Here is a 15,852-nt window from a genome sequence, read left to right as displayed (position 1 = left end):
GATGCATGGAAATGCGATCTGCTGCAATGTCTGAGACAGAGGAGCGCTGGGTTAAGAGTCATTGCCAGCAGTGCTTCAACTCCTGCGGCATTGTTGTAAAGGTAAAGAACGGTCGGCCGATTACAATTCGCGGCGACGCTGACGATCCCAACACCCGCGGACACCTTTGTGCCCGGGGCTTGGCGGGCGTCGCCAAGTTCTATGACCCTCATCGGCTCAAGAAGCCGCTCATCCGCACCAATCCCGAAAAGGGAAGAAATGTTGATCCTGGCTGGCGAGAAGCAAGCTGGGACGAAGCGCTAAACTTGATCGCCGCAAAGTTGAAGCGCATCAGGCAGGAAAATCCCAACAAACTCATATGCTCTTTGTGGGCATACGAAAAATACGTTCAAGCTTTTACTTGGGGTACCGCATTCGGCACCGAGAACGGTGGCTTTAGCTTTAGTGGGGCAAGCAATCAGTGCGCTAACCCCAACCATTTCATCGGAATGATCACGCATGGTGCGCTCGTCGAATTTCCGGATCTAAAGTATTGTAACTATCTCATCCTCCTCGGATCAGAGTACGGATTTGGCGCCTACCAGTCCTTCGTCAGGATCGCGCGTGAACTCGCGGATGCCCGCGCCAGGGGCCTGAAATTAGTCGTCGCGGACCCTCGCTTGTCCGTTGCAGCAGGTAAAGCGGACGAATGGCTCCCTATCAAGCCGGCGACAGATTTGGCGCTATTGTTGGCCATGATTCATCTCATGGTACATGAATATCGTACCTACGATGTCGACTGGCTGAGAAAGGGAACGAATGCCCCATACTTGCTGGGGCCAGATCGGCACTTTGTGTTGGATCCAACGTCCGGCAAACCGCTTGTTTGGGATTTGGTCGATGATCTGCCGAAGCCGTTTGACGATTCGACCATCAAACAAGTCGCCCTGGAAGGCAAGTACACGGTGAATGACACTGAATGCATCACCTGTTTTCAGTATCTGAAGGATGAAACAATATCGAACACCCCTGAATGGGCTGCTGCAATCTGCGACATTCCAGCTGACACGATACGCCGTATCACACGGGAATTTGTTGAGGCCGCGGCCATAGGGCAGACCATCACCATCGATGGCGTTGTCTATCCTCTCAGGCCGGCTGCGATCCTTTCCTATCGTGGCCTGCAGGCTCACACTAATGGCACTCTGGCCATGATGGCTCAGGAGACCGTCATGATGCTTGTTGGTGCGCTCGGTGTGCCGGGTGGTTTGCTACCAAAAAGCATGGACGCCCGTCGCTTCGGCGGAGCACCGCGTCCCCTGCCGATGGGGAGCGACGGAATGATCCAGCCAGCGGCGACAGGATGGCACCTCTATACGCCGTTTTCATATCCACCGAAGAGCCTGGAACTCCGGGACTATGCTCCGATGGCTACCGATATGGGACATCTCGTTCCATTCGTGGCACTCGATCCAAAAAAATATGGATTTGATTATGAGCCCGAAGCGCTGATCATCTATCATGGCAATCCGTTTACTAACAGCGGCGACAACTCGATCATTGAAAAGGCGCTGAAGAAACTGGATCTAGTCGTCAGCATCAACATTTATCTCGATGAGTCGACCGACTTCGCGGATGTAGTTCTGCCCGAACACAGCAATCTCGAGCGCTATAATCTAGTTAACTGGACTCACGACATGCGGGGATTGCAGGTGAGCCAGCCTGCTGTAGATCCCATCTACGACACTATGGATGGGATGGACATCTTAATAGAGCTGGCGGACCGAGCGGAATTTCTATTCGGTCCCGACGGATACAACGCGAAACTGAACAAGACCCTTGGCTTGACGGAGCCTCATCAGCTGGATCTGAACCGCAAGTACACCTATCGTGAAATTCTCGATGTGCAGGCGAAGTGCCATTCTGAAGGCAAGCGAGATCTCGCATGGTATTGCCAGCACGGAAATGATTTGCGCTTCGTAGAGCCAAACCAAAAGTATCAGATTTACGGAAACGCACGCCTGCCGCTTTTCTATAACTACATCAAGTCGGCTGGCGATGAACTAAAACGCAACCTCGAAAAATACCAGATCGAAGCGAAACACGGCCTGAAAATACGGACCGATATATATAAGGGACTTCCGTATTGGGAGCCGAGTCCGATTCATGCCGATAATGAATTCGATTTCTATATTATCTCCTACAAGTCCTATATGACGACCTATGCGGACACCGCGACGAATCCCATTTTGATGGATGTCGCCAAGCACGATCCACACTTAATGAGGATTGTGATCAATACAGCGGCAGGAAGGAAGCGAGGCCTAGAGAGTGGCGATCTGGCGTGGGTGGAATCCCGCTATGCGAAGGCCAAAGGGGTCATCGGCCTCAGTGAAGGCATTCATCCGGAAACAGCAGCCGTGTCGGGCGGCTTTGGTCGATGGACTAAACACCCCGTCGCTCACGGCAAAGGCATAAGCCAGAACGCTCATTTGGCAATTGATCTTGCTCATTCTGGCTTCCTTGGCGGGTCAATGGAGACCGTCGGAAAGGTCCGTATCTACAAATCCAAAGATTGATCCCCTGGTTGCACGGGCGAACTGGATGGCTTGTGGAAGGCAGCAGAAGAGGACAATAAGCAGCTATGCCAAGATGGGGAATGGTATTCGATTTGAAGCGCTGTATCGGATGCAACGCCTGCGTCGTTGCATGCAAGACAGAGAATATGCTGCCTGAAGATACCTTCTTTACGCGCACTTTCGTCGCAGAGATTGGTTCGTTTCCAAACGTGAAGCGCGTCTATATCCCAAGCCTATGTAATCATTGTGAGGACGCACCGTGTGAGAGGGCGTGCCCCAGCGGCGCCACCTACACCCGGGATGACGGGATCGTCATGGTTGATCAGGAAAAGTGCATTGGATGCTCTGCCTGCGCCGTGGCTTGTCCTTACGACAATCGCACTCAATTCTCGAAAGAGAAGCTGGAGCGCAGTTACTTCGGTGAGGGAGAATTGGCGAGTTTTGAAGAGCCTCGAACGGAGCGCTGGTTGGCCGGGACAGTGAGCAAATGCGACTTCTGTAGTCGACGTATTGATAACGGCCTGTTGCCGGCCTGTGTCGGGGCATGTCCGACCGAAGCTCGCATTTTTGGCGATCTCGACGATCCAGATAGCGCGCCAAACAAAGTACTCCGTCAGCGCAATGGTACACCGCCGTTGCCGGAGAAGAACACACGTCCAAAAGTCTTTTACGTAGATTAGCCAAAGCAGGTAACCGAGATCGTACGGAGTCGTCTGAATGAGTGGTTTTGAGATGGCTGGCGACAGCTTTCGCCTCGGATATCGATTTCAACGTCACTGGGACGTGTCGATGGCAAGTGCCTTCTTCTGCGGCGAACTGGGCGCTGGTTTATTCGTCGTGGCCATGTTTTACGAGTTTATCCCCGGCCTAATTCTCGGACTACTGGTTACCGGCATTGGGAAGTCTCTATTTCATCTTACGCACATGGGCGTCCCCGGCAGGTCGTGGCGGGCCATACTGCGCCCGGATCGTTCCTGGGTGAGTCGCGGCCTCATGGCCATAGTGGTGTTCTGCGGCGCAGGCACCCTGCACACTGTGGATCTGATGATGGGGAGAGTTCTTCCATATGGCGTTGGTTTGGCAGTGATCGCAGCTTTAGCTGCCCTCGTGGTCATGCTCTATCAGGGCTTTGCCATGGCGGACTCGCCGGCGATTGCGTTGTGGAACGCGTCCATAATGCCATTCGCAGGCCTGATCTACGGCCTAACGAGCGGCCTCGTTCTTAGTTTGGCCTTGCAGTCGTCTTGGATGACGCCGGAGGCAATGCTTAACCTCAAAAATTTAGCGCTGATAGCCGTAGGTGGCGTGGGGCTAATGCTGCTCAGCATCGTGCATACGGCATATTTCATTTCACCGGGGAGCAGGCTCTCGGCTGAGCTTCTGACAAGGACACGCTACGCCGCATGGTTCTACAGCGTAACAGTCGGAATTGGGATCGTATTGCCGATCAGCATCCTTTGGCTGGGTAGCAGTACATTGCCCATTTTTGTAATTGCGGCATGTGGCGTGCTTGCGGGGTTTTATTCGTTCCGCGTGCTTGTGTTCAAAGCTGGAGTATATGAGCCGATCCTGCCGTTGCGAGTGTCGTAAATGCGTCGCGTACCATCGCTCTTCGCTTCTCCATAACGGCGATAGCCTTAGTCGAGGACTAGAAGAGAGGATAAATATTGGCACTTCTCTTCGACAATTGACGACATTTTCTTGATGGATGACTTTGTGAAGCGTCCGATTGGACCTGAAACTGACAGAGCGGCGACCACTTGATCGCGCGCAAACACAGGGCCGGCAATAGCTGCCACTTCCGGGTCTCGTTCGCCCAGCGAGACGATTGTACGGAAAGCATTTGATCCTTTGCTTCCGTCAGATAGCAGTACTCGCCCCGCAGCCCCGCGATCCAATGGCAACAAATCGCCCACTCGTATGTGATCTCTGATCGTCCGCGGGGAGTCGACGCGAAAGAGCGCCAAACGAAATCTATCACGGCGAACATAATAGGTCGCGCTCTCACCTGTAGCTTCCATCAATTGATGGAGAGTCGCATGAATTTCTGGATATCTGCTAACGGAGTTTCGTGCGATGGATCCCAATCGAATTAGCTCGGTTCCAAGTCGGTAAGTTGCATCCTCCTCGCGCACAAGCATGCCATAGGCTTCGAGCGACTCCGTCAAGCGTGAGATCGTGCTTTTGTACATGCCGACGCGGCGCGCAATTTCGGCAAGCGTTAACTTCTGATCGCCCTGTTGGAACGCACTCAGGATGCTCAGTGCCCGGCTGACGGCGGCCACTCCCGGCAATTCAGTGACAATCCCTTCCGACTTTGCTTTTCTGGGCATTCAACGCTCCGGCCGATAAAAAGACAATCCGTGACTAAAAGATACACAATACATTCAATCACGTTCTGGGGCGGGTCTCAGCAAACGACCCTGCCAAGCGGCCGCAGTTTATGGGAACAAGGCCGTCTAGCTTAACCAAGTCCGCTAAGAACAGGTTAAATTGCTGAAAGCGGTGCGGAGTCCCGGTAATCCAAGGGTGTATCACCAACGGTAGCAAGAGGGCAGGCTCCTCTCTTCGCCCAAGAATCCACTGCGCACCCTGCTTTATGGAATTGAAGAACATTTCGGTCGGCTGCTTCATCACGATCAAATTGTGCAGGTCGCTGGAAAAGTGATGCATCGGCATCGCGACCAGCTGTGCCGATTTCGAGGTCATGACATATGGGCGGTCGTCATTGTTGTAGTCGCCGCAATAAGCGAAGCCCTCCTCGGCGAGGAGGTCGAGCGTTGCGGGCGATTGGGCACAGGATGGCGAGCGCCAGCCCCTGATCGGCCGCGCAAGCGTTCGCGCGAGTGTGTCGCGGCAGTCGCGGATTAGCTCGCGTTCTTCGTCGACCGGCATCGCCGCGGTATGCAGTTTGGCCGCATGCTTGCCGCCCGCGACGACATCGTGGCGGCCGTCGCGCAGAATGTCCAGGTCGCCTTCGAGCAAAGCGAGTGCATCTTGCTCGACGACGAAGGTGGCGCTGATCCCGAGCCGCCCGATGGCGTCGCGAATCCGCCAGAATCCGCTACGAAGGCCGACTTCGCGTTGTGTGGCATTTCCGACATCAGGATAGGGACGGTCGATCATGCCCGGTATCGGGAATGGCGGCTTCGCGTCGATATGGAAGCGTTGCAGCACCACGATCAGGTTGAGCGCGATTCGAGCATCGCCCGGCAGCCGGAAAGGAATGGCGTCGCGGATCGTGCGGAACGGAAACAGGTCGTGGTCGAGCCCGCGACAGCGGCTGGTTGCCTGATTCAGCATTTACAAATCTCCGCTAGGCGCTCTTTTGAGAACGTGCGTCACGTAATGGTCGGAAATGTCGGCCGCGGTGGTGACCCACACGCCGTCATGCGCGCGCACATGCGCGAGGATCGCCTCCAATACCCAGATATATTGCGGCATTCCGATCACGTAGGGATGCAGCGGCAGGCCGACGACTGTGCCGGATTCGGCGCCTTCCTCATAGAGTTGGTCGAACTGATCCTTGAACCTCTGAAGATAAAGCTCGGCCGCCATGCCCGAGGCGACGAGCGCATGAAAGTCGTTGAGTTCCACCTGGTAGGGAACGCTGACCATGCCCTTGTATTCGCCGTTGAGGGGCAGGGGCACATCCTCGTGGAAGAGATCAAGTGTGTAGCTCAGGCCGATCTTGGCAAGGCTGTCGAAGGTGCTTTCGTTATAGGTCAGCGCTGGCGCCAGGAAGCCGCGCACCTTCCGTCCGCAGAACGCCTCGATCTCCTCGCAGGATTCGCGCAAGGTCGCGATCTCCTCTTCGGGACTCAGACCATAGAGATAGCGCGTGTTGTAGATGCCGTGGCTGAACAGCTCCCAGCCCCGGTCGCAAAAGGCGCCGACTACCTCGGGGAGATGCGCGCACATGGCCGAGTTCAGGGAAACGGAGCCGACGATCCCGTATTGGTCGAACAGCTCCAGGCAGCGCCAGACGCCCACGCGGTTGCCGTAGTCGCGCCACGAGGTGTTCAGCACGTCCGGCAGTGGCCGCGGCCAGGGCGGCCGGACCGGATTCGGAGGTGGATTGACCTCGTAGAACTCGATGTTCGGCGCGACCCAGAATGCGACGCGCGCGTCGTTGGGCCATTCGATAACCGGCAATTGCGACTTTGGCGGCCGAGGATAAGGCGGCCAGACGTCTCGCGCCCAAGTCATGATATCCTCACAGTCATTCACGGATTGCTTTGTTGAAGCGGATTGCTTGGTTGAACTCATTGGTGGCCCAGCTCGGCTTGGAGGCTGGCGGCGAGGAGGCCGGTTGCGAGGTCGGTCCACGGTTTGCCTGCGATCATGACGGCGGTTGGCAGGCCGTTGCGCGTCGTGCCGACCGGCAAAACCGCGAGCGGTCCGCCGACCACGGTCCAGGGTAGGATAAAGCCAGCATCTCCGGTTGAGTGGAGGCCCTCCGGTGCTGTGGTCCGCGTCGGCGGCAGCAGCAGAACATCCACCTGCGCGCACGCGGCGGCGAGCCTAACCTTGGCTTCCGCAAGATTGTCGCGGGCCTCCCAATAGTCGGATTCCAACAAGGCCGCGCCGCGCTCCAGTGCTGCGCGCCAGTTGGGACCGAGCAATTCGGGCTGTTCGAGCAGGTGGCCATGCGCGAGAGCCGCCTCACGAAACATCATTACACGATGCTGCTCGCGCATTGCCTCGTAATCAACATGCGCTTTGATGTCGATGACCGTCGCGCCCAGGCGTTCCAGTGTATGGCGTCCCGTCTCCAGCGCCGCCGCGATGTCGGGGGCGCAGTCGAGATAGAATGGGTCTGCGACAAGACCGATGCGTAGCGCAGGCCAAGATATCGATACCGTTTTGAACTCCAAGGGTGCGCCGCCCGCGCAACAGGCAAATGCCTCAACGGCGAGGCGCATGTCTCTGGCGAGAAAGCCCACCGTGTCGAACGTGCGCGCCAGGGGCACGACACCATGGCATGGGGTCGAGCCGGTCGAGGGCTTGAACGCCGCGACACCGCAATAGGCTGCCGGACGACAGACCGAGCCGACTGTTTGCGTGCCAAGCGCCAGATCAGCCATTCCGGCCGCCACCGCTGCAGCCGAACCGCTGCTTGATCCACCTGGCGTATGACGCGGATTGGCCGGATTGGCTGTGTCGGTTGGATCGGTATAGGCGAATTCGGTTGTCTTGGTTTTGCCGAGAATGATTGCGCCCGCTTCGTTCAGTCGCTTCACCACGGTCGCGTCTGCATCAGCAAGTTTTGCTTTAGCTCGTGCGGCGCTCCCTGCCTTGGTAGGCATCCCGGCGACATCGATCACATCCTTGATGCCGACAATGAGGCCCCGCAATTTCGACGCAGCTTTGTAGCGGGAAGTTGCAGGCAATGTTGCTGCGCGCCGCAAGGCATTCTTCTCGTCGATCGTCTCCCACGCCTTGATCGTGTGATCCGTTTCGCGAATTTGAGACAGAGCCGCATGCAGGCGGGGCAAAGGTTCACATACCGTTTTCAATCCCATACCTGGCCTCTCCAACAAAGGCGTCTTCAAGCCGTTCGCTTGACAACAGCCGTGTTCTGACGAACAGTATGTCATTCGATCTGATAGAACAAGGATCGTGGCCGTGCAACAGGGAGATCGCAGATGAAACGGCGGAGCTTTATCAAGGGGTTAGCGGGAACTGCATATGTCGCTGCCATGCCGACAATCGTTCGGGCGCAATCTCAAAAAATCCCTTTCGCTCACATAACTCCCTTCTCCGGCGCGCTGGCGGAACTCGGCCCGGACACAGAAATTGGCTGTAAGGTTGCTATCGAGCAGCTGCGCAAGCAGCGCAACTTGAATTTCGAATACATTCGCGTCGACTCCGAGAGCAATCCGTCGGTCGCCGTCCGAAAGATGCAGGAAGCAGCCTCAAGTTCGGGAGCGAGGCTGTTCGTCGGTGCCAACCTGTCATCCGAGGCGCTCGCGCTCGGGAAGGAAGCCCGCAATATCGGCGCCATCTATGTCACATCGGCAGGCGCTGACGAGATCACCGGCAAGGATTGCACCAAGTCCATGTTCCGTTGGGCCGTTCCGACTCGCGGCGCCGTTGACGGTACCATTAAGCCGCTCATGAAACTGATTCCCAACGCAAAACGTTGGTATGCGATCACGCCGAAATATGTTTTTGGCGACGCGCTCCTCAGGAACACCGAGCGTGTACTCAAAGCCGGCGGCGCAGAGTTGGTCGGTAACAGCTATCACTCACTGACCGAAAAGGAATTTTCAGGCTATTTGGTGAACGCGGCTGCAGCCAATCCGGATGTGCTTGTGCTTCACAACTTCTCGGCACAGGGCGCCGCGTGTCTGCGTCAGGCCGTCAGCTTCGGCCTGAAATCGAAGATGAAGATTGTCATGGTCTGGTCAGCGGGCCTCGATCAATTGCTGAGCCTCGGGCCGGACAATCTCGAAGGCATTTATGTCGGCGCCCAATATTGGCATACCCGCGACGATGCGACGAACCGTGCTTTTGTGGCAGCTTGCGCCTCGCATACCAAGGCTCCGCCGAACAACAATACTGCGGCCGGTTACGCGATGACCATGGCGATTGCCGCCGGCATGACCTCGGACAAAGTTGACATTCCGCAGATCATCCAGCGCATGGAGGGAAAGACGATCAACGGCGTGACGGGCCCGGAGACCATCCGTCCCTTCGACCACGAGATCACCAAGTCGTACTTCCTGCTCAAGTGCAAGCCGAAGGCGAGCATGGCCAACCAATACGATTTGGCGGACATTGTCGAAACCTCGTCGAGCTATCCCGCGCAAAGCGAAAGCCTTTGCAAGTTCGCCTAAGATAGTGAAGAGCGGCGATGATTTACGCATTCCAGATCGTTAACGGCCTGGGATTGGGGATGCTCTACTGCATCCTGGCGCTGGGTCTGAGCGTCATCTTTGGACTCTTGCGCTTCGTGAACTTCGCCCATGGCGAGATGTTCGCGCTGTCGGCCTATCTCGCCTTTGTCGTGGAGCGGCTCGGAGGTGACTTCTGGATCGCGATTGTTCTGGTGCCCCTGATGGTTCTGGCTTTCGGATGGGCGCTGGAGAAATCGTTGATCCGCTTCACCTACGACCGCTCGCACACTGTTCAGATTCTGGTCACTTTCGGCATCGCGCTTGTTATCCGTGAGGCTCTGATTTGGGTGTTCGGGCCGCAGCCGCACAACGTGTCCACGCCGCCGTCGCTCGCCGGGTTCATCAGCGTGGCGGGCTTCACATTTCCGGTCTACCGCGCCTTCGTGATCGGCTTGGGTATCATGATCACGCTTACATTCTGGTACGTGCTTGAGCGTACACGCGTCGGTGCGATCATCCGCGCTGGCAGCGAGCGGCCGGAGATGTTGATGCTGCTCGGCCGGAGCACCAGCACGGTGTTCAGTGGGGCGTTCTGCACCGGCATTGCGCTGGCCGGATTCGCTGGCGTGATGTTTGCGCCTTTGCGTGGCGTCGATCCGAATATAGGCGCGGAGGCGCTCGGCATCGCCTTTATCGCCGTCACTATCGGCGGCCTCGGTAGCTATAGCGGTGTCGTCGTCGCTTCGCTCATCCTTGGCGTGATCCAGAGCGTGATGTCTACGGCTTGGCCGGAAGGGGCGAGCCTGATGCTCTATATCGCCATGGCCGCCGTCATTCTGATCCGTCCGCGCGGCTTGTTTGGAAAGGCTGTGTGATGCGTCTGCAGTCTTATCTTGAGCCGCTCGTAGCCGCGGCGCTGCTCGTCTGCCTGCCCTGGACGCTGGGCTCCAACACCCTGGCCACCGAAGCCGTAACGCTGGCATTGCCGGTGCTCGGCGGTACGCTGATTTTCGGCTATTCGGGGCTGCTGTCCTTCGGGCAAGCGCTCTTCTTCGGTGCCGGGTCATATGTCGCCGCGCTGTTGATGAAGGAAGCCGGCTACGCTCTCGTCCCCGCTGTTGCCGGTGCGACGGTCGCGGCGCTGGCGATTGGGGTGGCGGTCGGCGCCGTAAGCATCCGCCGCAGCGGCATCTACTTCGTGATGCTGACGCTTGCGTTCAGCAATCTTGGCTTCTTCCTCGCCTATTCCGCCTCTGGCGTGACAGGCGGCGAAAACGGCCTGCTCGACGTGCCGCGGCGAACCGGAATCCTGCAGGCCCTTGGGGTCAATCTCGGCGATAGCACGGTCTATTACGGGCTGTGCGCCGCGCTTACCTTCGTCGGTTATCTCGTCATGTTGGCGATTAGGCGCTCTGCTTTCGGCAGCGTGCTGCGGGCGGTGCGGCAAAACGAGCGGCGTGCGGTCATTCTCGGATACAATGCGCGCATCTACAAGATCGCGTCCTTCGCAATCGCAGCCGCGTTCGCGGGGCTCGGCGGCGCGCTCAATGTGGGTCTCATGCATTTCGTTTCGCTCTCTAACGTCTCGGTCGGGATGAGCGAGCGCATCGTCATCGTCACGCTGCTTGGTGGCGGCCAGTCCTTCCTGGCAGCGTTGTTCTCCGCGAGCATCTTCACCGGACTGTCGGACATGCTGGCGAGCCTGTGGCCGCGCTGGATGTTGGTGCTGGGCCTCATCATCATCGTCATCGCCTTTGGTCTCGAACAACGGGTGGGTTTCGCGCCACGAGACATCCTCCGCCGTCTCGTGCTGCGCGTGAAACCCGGCAAGCCGCCGCAAAGCAGTGCACGAACCTGACATGCTGACGCTTCGCACCGAGAATCTCAGCGTTCGTTTCGGCCGCTTCCTCGCCGTCCAGGAGGTGAGCCTGAACTGCACAGGCCCCGGCGTGCATTCCATTATTGGGCCAAACGGCGCAGGAAAGACGACCTTTTTCAACGCGCTGAGCGGGATCCTGCCGGCGTCGACCGGCCGCATCTTCGCGGGCAACCGCGATATAACGCGGCTCAATCCTTCCTCGCGCCTGTCGCTTGGCATCGCGCGCTCGTTCCAGATCACGTCCCTCTTTGAGGAGGAAACGGTGATGGAAAACATCAGGATGGCCGTTCAGGCGAAGCGCGGAAAGCGCACACAGTTCTTCCGCCGTGCCGATCACAATCCGGACATTGCTGACCGCACCCGCCACTTCATTGGCCTTTTCGGGCTTGAGAGGGTTGCGGACACGCCGGTATCGCAGCTTTCGCACGGCCTCAAGCGGATCGTGGATATCGCGCTTTGCGTCGCGGGCGAGGCGGGCATCATTCTGCTCGACGAGCCCACATCCGGCGTCGGTATCGACGATATTCCCCGTATTCGCCGCTTGATCGAGAAGCTGGGCGAGGATCACCTCGTTATTCTCATTGAGCACAACATGAGCGTCGTTCTCGGAATTTCCGAGACCGTGTCCGTCCTCGTTCGCGGCGCGCTGCTCGTGACCGGCGCGCCGCACGATATTCAACGCAACGAGGCGGTGAAGGCGGCTTATCTTGGGACCTCCCATGCTCCGGCTTAAGGATGTTTGCTCCGGTTACAGCGGCGGAGAAGTGCTACATCGCGTGTCGCTCGAGGTGCCGCCGAACTCCACGGTGACCATTCTCGGCCGCAACGGTGCCGGCAAAACGACGACGTTGCGCACGGTCATGGGCCTGTGCCGTTGCGCAAGCGGCTCCGTTACGCTTGACGGCAAGCCGCTCGACGATCTGACTCCGGACGCGCGAGCGCGGATGGGCCTGGCCCTCGTGCCCGACGACCGCGGCATCTTCAGCAGCTTGTCCGTGCGCGAAAATCTGGAAATCGCGCAGCGCAAGAAGTCCCGCTGGCAAGTCGCTGATATCTACGACCTGTTTCCGCGCCTGAAAGAGCGCCAAGACAATGCTGGCAACGCGCTTTCTGGCGGCGAGCAGCAGATGCTCGCTATCGGCCGCGCCTTGCTGACGGATCCGCAACTCGTGCTGCTTGACGAACCGACGGAGGGCCTCGCACCCATCGTCGTCGATCAGATCGTTGAGGTTATCAAGGACGTTCGCAAGGCGGGCATTTCGCTGCTTCTGGTCGAGCAGAACCTGAGTGTGTGCTTCGCCGTCGGCGATTTCCATTACATCATGGAGGACGGCCAGATCGTCTATTCAGCAACGACGGCCGACTTTCACCACCGCAGGGACCTGCACGAGAAGTACCTCGGCGTCTAGGCCAAGCGGCCGCCGCTGCCAGGTGCCGCCCGCGACATGGATCGGAAAGGAGTTTCAGATGGTTGCGAGATTGCGCAGAAGGGCCAGCTTGAACTGGATCGGTTCGGTGAAAGCCGGAGTCGGCAAGTTGGCGCTCGCGTCGAAGGCGGCACCGGAGATGTCGGTTTCGCTAGAGACGCGCAAGAGCGAGAGTGCGTCGGCCAGTACTTCGCCTGAGGAAATGCTCGCCGCTTCGCACGCCTCCTGCTTCGCCATGTCGGTGCGCTCTGTCCTCGACGCGATGGCGGCACAGTATCCGGCGGCAAATGACGCTGTGGTCAATGTGGAGGCGACCTGCGTGCTGGCGATAGACGGTACGACCTGGAAAATCGAAGAGATGGTTTTGTCTGTCGGCATAAGCGGGCTGGCCGTCGATGAGATCGAGAAGGTGTTGGAAATCGCCGATACTCGATGTCCCATTTCCGGCGCGCTACGGGGCAATGTGCGCATCACCAAGAGTGTCGCTGGAACGGGCCAATGAGCAGGAACATCCTCTTGGTCGGCGGTTCCGGGGGCATCGGCAAGGCATGCGCTGAGTGGTTCGAATCGCGGGGCGACACGCTCTTCACGCTTGACCGCGAGCAAGGGCAGGACGCGGCCAATTCCGATGACTATAAGAAGGTTCTGGCCGGCGTCACGCATCTCGATGTTGTTGTCAACGCGGCGGGTTCCGTCGGGGTCGGCGGAATCGAGGATTGCACGATCGCGGAATGGCGCCGCGTGCTCGACGACAATCTGACGTCGGCCTTTGTTGCATGCCAGGCGGCGTTTCCGCTGCTGCGTCGTGGCGCCTCCATCGTGTTGTTCAGCTCGGTCAACGGACGGCACGGCGGCAATCGCCTATCCGGCCCTGCTTATGCGTCGGCGAAGGCGGCCATCATCGGTCTGACGAAGCACCTCGCTAAGGATCTTGCGCCGCGCGGCGTTCGCGTGAATGCAATCGCGCCGGGTCCGGTTGAGACGCCGATGCTGGGGCGGTTGTCGAACGAGGAAATAGAGAAGCTGCGCGCGACCATGCCGCTCGGCAACATCGTCGCCGCGAGCGAGATTGCGGGTACGGTGGGATGGCTGTGCTCGCCGGACGCCAAGTCGATCACCGGCATGGTGATCGATATCAACGGCGGAATGTGGATGGCGTAGGCGAGAAGGTCGAGCAATGAACAGCGAGATTCGCAAACGCTACGGTCACGTTTTTCGACCGTTCCGGATCGGCAGGGTGGAGATCAAGAACCGGATTTTCGTGCCGGCGCATACGACCAATTTTGCGGAAGACTTCCGCCCGACCGAGACCCACGTCAACTATCACCGCGAGCGCGCGAAGGGCGGCGTCGGGCTGATCATCATCGAATGCCTGCGCGTGCATAAGACCAGTCTCGGCCGTTCGGGCGGATTGAGCGGAAATGACCGACGCACGCTGCCGGGGTTGCGAAAGATTGTCGATGTCATTCACGCCGAAAATATCCCGGCATTCGTCCAGATCACACATGCTGGCCGGCACAGCGAGAACTTCGTCGAACGACTGCCGGCGTGGGGGCCGTCCTCGATTCCGTGGACCGGCTCAGGCGAAATGCCGCACGCAATGACGCGGAGCGAGATCAGGGAAGTGATCGCCTGCTACCGCGACGCGGTCGAACTGGCGCTCGAGGCGGGTTTCGACGGCATGGAGATCCATTTCGGCCACGGTCATCTGTTGCACCAGTTTCTTTCGCCAGCGTCGAACAACCGCACTGACGAGTATGGCGGCAGCGACGAGAACCGGATGCGCTTCCCGATGGAAGTGTTGCGTGCGGTAGTTGATCAGCTCCGGGACCGTGCGCCGTTGGGCGTACGGCTGAGCGTGGACGAACTGATGACGGGCGGCCTCGATGCCGATGCGAGCCGGCATATCGCCCATCGGGCGGCGACGGAGGCTGGCGTCAGCTTCATCAATGCATCGGTGGCGTCTTACAACTGGCCCAGCATCGGCTACCACGTCGCCGACATGAGTTATCCGCCTCATCCGTATCTCGATCTGACGGTGCGGCTGCGCGACGCCATAGGCTCGCTGCCAATGTTGACTGCGAATCGTTACACCACGCTGGCGGACGCGGAAGAAGCTCTAGCAACCGGCGCGATCGACATGGTCGGCATGATGCGCGCGCACATCGCCGATCCCGAGATCATCAAGAAGACGCTTGAAGGCCGCGAGGATCGCATCCGGCCCTGCGTTGCGTCGAATTTCTGCATCGAGCAACTGGCACTGCACCGGCCGATCACGTGCATGATGAACCCGCGTGTAGGCAAGGAGAAGGACTGGCCCGTCCCGCCGCCGCAGTCTGAGAAGAGCAAGAGCATCCTTGTGGTTGGCGGAGGTCCGGCCGGCATGGAGTTCGCACGCGTCGCCGCATTGCGCAGGCATCGTGTGACGCTTTGGGAGAAGAGCCCGTCGCTTGGTGGCCTGCTGACGATCGCGGCGACCGGTGTCGGCCGCAGCGATCTCGGCAAGATGAAAGCTTATCTGGAGCGGGAAGTTCTAGAGTCGGGCGCGATCGTCGAATGCGAGAGGGAAGCGACAGTCGACGACGTCCGGGCATTTGGCGCGGATCTAGTTGTCGTTGCCGCTGGCGCCGAGGTGGACGCCGTCGCGATTCCCGGGCTCGCGAAGGCGCTTACGGTCACGGAGGCGCTGGCTATGGATCGCAATCTCTGGCGCGGTGGGTCGGTCCTGATTTACGACCTGTCCGGAAGCTGGGGCACGCTGACGGCGGCGGAGACGCTTGCGGCAAGCGGTGCAGAGGTAAGCATCGTCGGCAAGCCCGAGACGGCGCTTTGGGACATCAACCTTTACAGCCGCATGATTGCGTTCGAGAGGCTGCGCGAACGCAATGTCTTCATTCAGACGCGCGCCGCGCCCGTACTTTATGATGGCGGCACCGTCACCGTGCGGGAAACGTCGGTCGGCCGCGAAACCATCCTCGGACCGTTCACCCACGTCGTCGTCGCCACGCGCGGCGTTTCTCGTCTCAAGATGCTCAACGATTTCGAACAAGCGGACGTCGCGGTTCGCAGCATCGGCGACGCGAACGCTCCGCACGCGCTGTTGCAGGCGACCTACGCGGCCAACGCACTCGCCAGAACAGTCTGAG

General features: G+C 58.8%; 16 protein-coding genes. 11 read left to right on the top strand and 5 right to left on the bottom strand.

From position 1 onward, the window contains the following. Nucleotides 1-5 precede the first annotated feature (5 nt). The 3 genes from RO009_07910 (at nt 6) to RO009_07900 (ending at nt 4,148) form a co-directional block, all read left to right on the top strand. On the top strand, nt 6-2,558 hold the full coding sequence (locus RO009_07910; GenBank protein ID MDT3684951.1) for a molybdopterin-dependent oxidoreductase: 2,553 nt from the start codon (nt 6-8) through the stop codon (nt 2,556-2,558). An 80-nt stretch (nt 2,559-2,638) separates the two neighbouring features. Continuing rightward, on the top strand, nt 2,639-3,238 hold the full coding sequence (locus tag RO009_07905; protein MDT3684950.1) for a 4Fe-4S dicluster domain-containing protein: 600 nt from the start codon (nt 2,639-2,641) through the stop codon (nt 3,236-3,238). Nucleotides 3,239-3,275: 37 nt separating this feature from the next. Beyond that, nucleotides 3,276-4,148: a hypothetical protein gene (locus RO009_07900; protein MDT3684949.1), complete on the top strand. Its 873-nt coding sequence runs from the start codon at nt 3,276-3,278 to the stop codon at nt 4,146-4,148. Nucleotides 4,149-4,195: 47 nt separating this feature from the next. Here RO009_07900 and RO009_07895 read toward each other — a convergent pair whose 3' ends face one another. The 4 genes from RO009_07895 to RO009_07880 are packed head-to-tail and all read right to left on the bottom strand — an operon-like array spanning nt 4,196 to nt 8,056. Beyond that, nucleotides 4,196-4,891 (bottom strand): IclR family transcriptional regulator, encoded by a 696-nt coding sequence (locus RO009_07895; GenBank protein ID MDT3684948.1) that lies wholly within the window; start codon nt 4,889-4,891, stop codon nt 4,196-4,198. A 58-nt stretch (nt 4,892-4,949) separates the two neighbouring features. Then, on the bottom strand, nt 4,950-5,861 hold the full coding sequence (locus RO009_07890; GenBank protein ID MDT3684947.1) for a hypothetical protein: 912 nt from the start codon (nt 5,859-5,861) through the stop codon (nt 4,950-4,952). Then, nucleotides 5,862-6,767: a polysaccharide deacetylase family protein gene (locus tag RO009_07885; GenBank protein ID MDT3684946.1), complete on the bottom strand. Its 906-nt coding sequence runs from the start codon at nt 6,765-6,767 to the stop codon at nt 5,862-5,864. Between the two features lie 56 nt (nt 6,768-6,823). After that, nucleotides 6,824-8,056 carry an amidase gene (locus RO009_07880; protein ID MDT3684945.1) on the bottom strand — a complete coding sequence of 411 codons (1,233 nt, stop codon included), beginning with the start codon at nt 8,054-8,056 and terminating at the stop codon, nt 6,824-6,826. A gap of 150 nt (nt 8,057-8,206) precedes the next feature. Here RO009_07880 and RO009_07875 point away from each other — a divergent pair, with 150 nt between their 5' ends. Genes RO009_07875 through RO009_07855 form a run of 5 tightly spaced genes read left to right on the top strand, consistent with a single transcriptional unit; the run spans nt 8,207 to nt 12,688 of the window. After that, the gene (locus RO009_07875; protein MDT3684944.1) at nt 8,207-9,400 is read left to right on the top strand and encodes an ABC transporter substrate-binding protein; all 1,194 of its coding nucleotides are present in this window, start codon (nt 8,207-8,209) and stop codon (nt 9,398-9,400) included. Between the two features lie 17 nt (nt 9,401-9,417). Continuing rightward, nucleotides 9,418-10,275: a branched-chain amino acid ABC transporter permease gene (locus RO009_07870; protein MDT3684943.1), complete on the top strand. Its 858-nt coding sequence runs from the start codon at nt 9,418-9,420 to the stop codon at nt 10,273-10,275. After that, nucleotides 10,275-11,258: a branched-chain amino acid ABC transporter permease gene (locus RO009_07865; protein MDT3684942.1), complete on the top strand. Its 984-nt coding sequence runs from the start codon at nt 10,275-10,277 to the stop codon at nt 11,256-11,258. The genes RO009_07870 and RO009_07865 overlap by 1 nt, the downstream gene beginning before the upstream one ends. Before the next feature lies 1 nt (nt 11,259). Further along, entirely contained in the window at nt 11,260-12,012 is a 753-nt protein-coding gene (locus RO009_07860) for an ABC transporter ATP-binding protein (GenBank protein ID MDT3684941.1), read from the top strand. A gap of 43 nt (nt 12,013-12,055) precedes the next feature. After that, the gene (locus RO009_07855; GenBank protein MDT3684940.1) at nt 12,056-12,688 is read left to right on the top strand and encodes an ABC transporter ATP-binding protein; all 633 of its coding nucleotides are present in this window, start codon (nt 12,056-12,058) and stop codon (nt 12,686-12,688) included. Nucleotides 12,689-12,742: 54 nt separating this feature from the next. Here the strand turns inward: RO009_07855 and RO009_07850 are convergent, their stop codons facing one another. Beyond that, nucleotides 12,743-12,943: a hypothetical protein gene (locus tag RO009_07850; protein MDT3684939.1), complete on the bottom strand. Its 201-nt coding sequence runs from the start codon at nt 12,941-12,943 to the stop codon at nt 12,743-12,745. On the opposite strand from RO009_07850, the gene RO009_07845 reads away from it, so the two are divergent. From RO009_07845 to RO009_07835, 3 genes are read left to right on the top strand one after another with little or no spacing between them, the layout of a single operon-like run. After that, nucleotides 12,942-13,208, top strand: a complete 267-nt coding sequence (locus RO009_07845; GenBank protein ID MDT3684938.1) for an OsmC family protein — start codon at nt 12,942-12,944, stop codon at nt 13,206-13,208. The genes RO009_07850 and RO009_07845 overlap by 2 nt on opposite strands. Continuing rightward, nucleotides 13,205-13,867, top strand: coding sequence for an SDR family NAD(P)-dependent oxidoreductase (locus tag RO009_07840; GenBank protein ID MDT3684937.1), 663 nt, complete (start codon nt 13,205-13,207; stop codon nt 13,865-13,867). Before RO009_07845 ends, RO009_07840 begins: the two co-directional genes overlap by 4 nt. A gap of 16 nt (nt 13,868-13,883) precedes the next feature. Beyond that, nucleotides 13,884-15,851, top strand: coding sequence for an FAD-dependent oxidoreductase (locus tag RO009_07835; GenBank protein ID MDT3684936.1), 1,968 nt, complete (start codon nt 13,884-13,886; stop codon nt 15,849-15,851). Nucleotide 15,852: the final 1 nt, after the last annotated feature.

Source organism: Pseudorhodoplanes sp. (assembly GCA_032027085.1).
Classification (GTDB): domain Bacteria; phylum Pseudomonadota; class Alphaproteobacteria; order Rhizobiales; family Xanthobacteraceae; genus Pseudorhodoplanes.
This window is presented reverse-complemented; position numbering and strand designations above follow the sequence as displayed.

Excerpts from the sequence above, each read along its gene's own strand:
- RO009_07835 (MDT3684936.1), top strand. The coding sequence starts at position 13,884 with ATGAACAGCGAGATTCGCAAACGCTACGGTCACGTTTTTCGACCGTTC.
- RO009_07850 (MDT3684939.1), bottom strand. The coding sequence starts at position 12,943 with ATGGCGAAGCAGGAGGCGTGCGAAGCGGCGAGCATTTCCTCAGGCGAA.
- RO009_07865 (MDT3684942.1), top strand. The coding sequence starts at position 10,275 with ATGCGTCTGCAGTCTTATCTTGAGCCGCTCGTAGCCGCGGCGCTGCTC.
- RO009_07905 (MDT3684950.1), top strand. The coding sequence starts at position 2,639 with ATGGTATTCGATTTGAAGCGCTGTATCGGATGCAACGCCTGCGTCGTT.
- RO009_07870 (MDT3684943.1), top strand. The coding sequence starts at position 9,418 with ATGATTTACGCATTCCAGATCGTTAACGGCCTGGGATTGGGGATGCTC.
- RO009_07845 (MDT3684938.1), top strand. The coding sequence starts at position 12,942 with ATGTCGGTGCGCTCTGTCCTCGACGCGATGGCGGCACAGTATCCGGCG.
- RO009_07840 (MDT3684937.1), top strand. The coding sequence starts at position 13,205 with ATGAGCAGGAACATCCTCTTGGTCGGCGGTTCCGGGGGCATCGGCAAG.
- RO009_07885 (MDT3684946.1), bottom strand. The coding sequence starts at position 6,767 with ATGACTTGGGCGCGAGACGTCTGGCCGCCTTATCCTCGGCCGCCAAAG.
- RO009_07890 (MDT3684947.1), bottom strand. The coding sequence starts at position 5,861 with ATGCTGAATCAGGCAACCAGCCGCTGTCGCGGGCTCGACCACGACCTG.
- RO009_07875 (MDT3684944.1), top strand. The coding sequence starts at position 8,207 with ATGAAACGGCGGAGCTTTATCAAGGGGTTAGCGGGAACTGCATATGTC.
- RO009_07895 (MDT3684948.1), bottom strand. The coding sequence starts at position 4,891 with ATGCCCAGAAAAGCAAAGTCGGAAGGGATTGTCACTGAATTGCCGGGA.
- RO009_07900 (MDT3684949.1), top strand. The coding sequence starts at position 3,276 with ATGAGTGGTTTTGAGATGGCTGGCGACAGCTTTCGCCTCGGATATCGA.
- RO009_07910 (MDT3684951.1), top strand. The coding sequence starts at position 6 with ATGGAAATGCGATCTGCTGCAATGTCTGAGACAGAGGAGCGCTGGGTT.
- RO009_07860 (MDT3684941.1), top strand. The coding sequence starts at position 11,260 with ATGCTGACGCTTCGCACCGAGAATCTCAGCGTTCGTTTCGGCCGCTTC.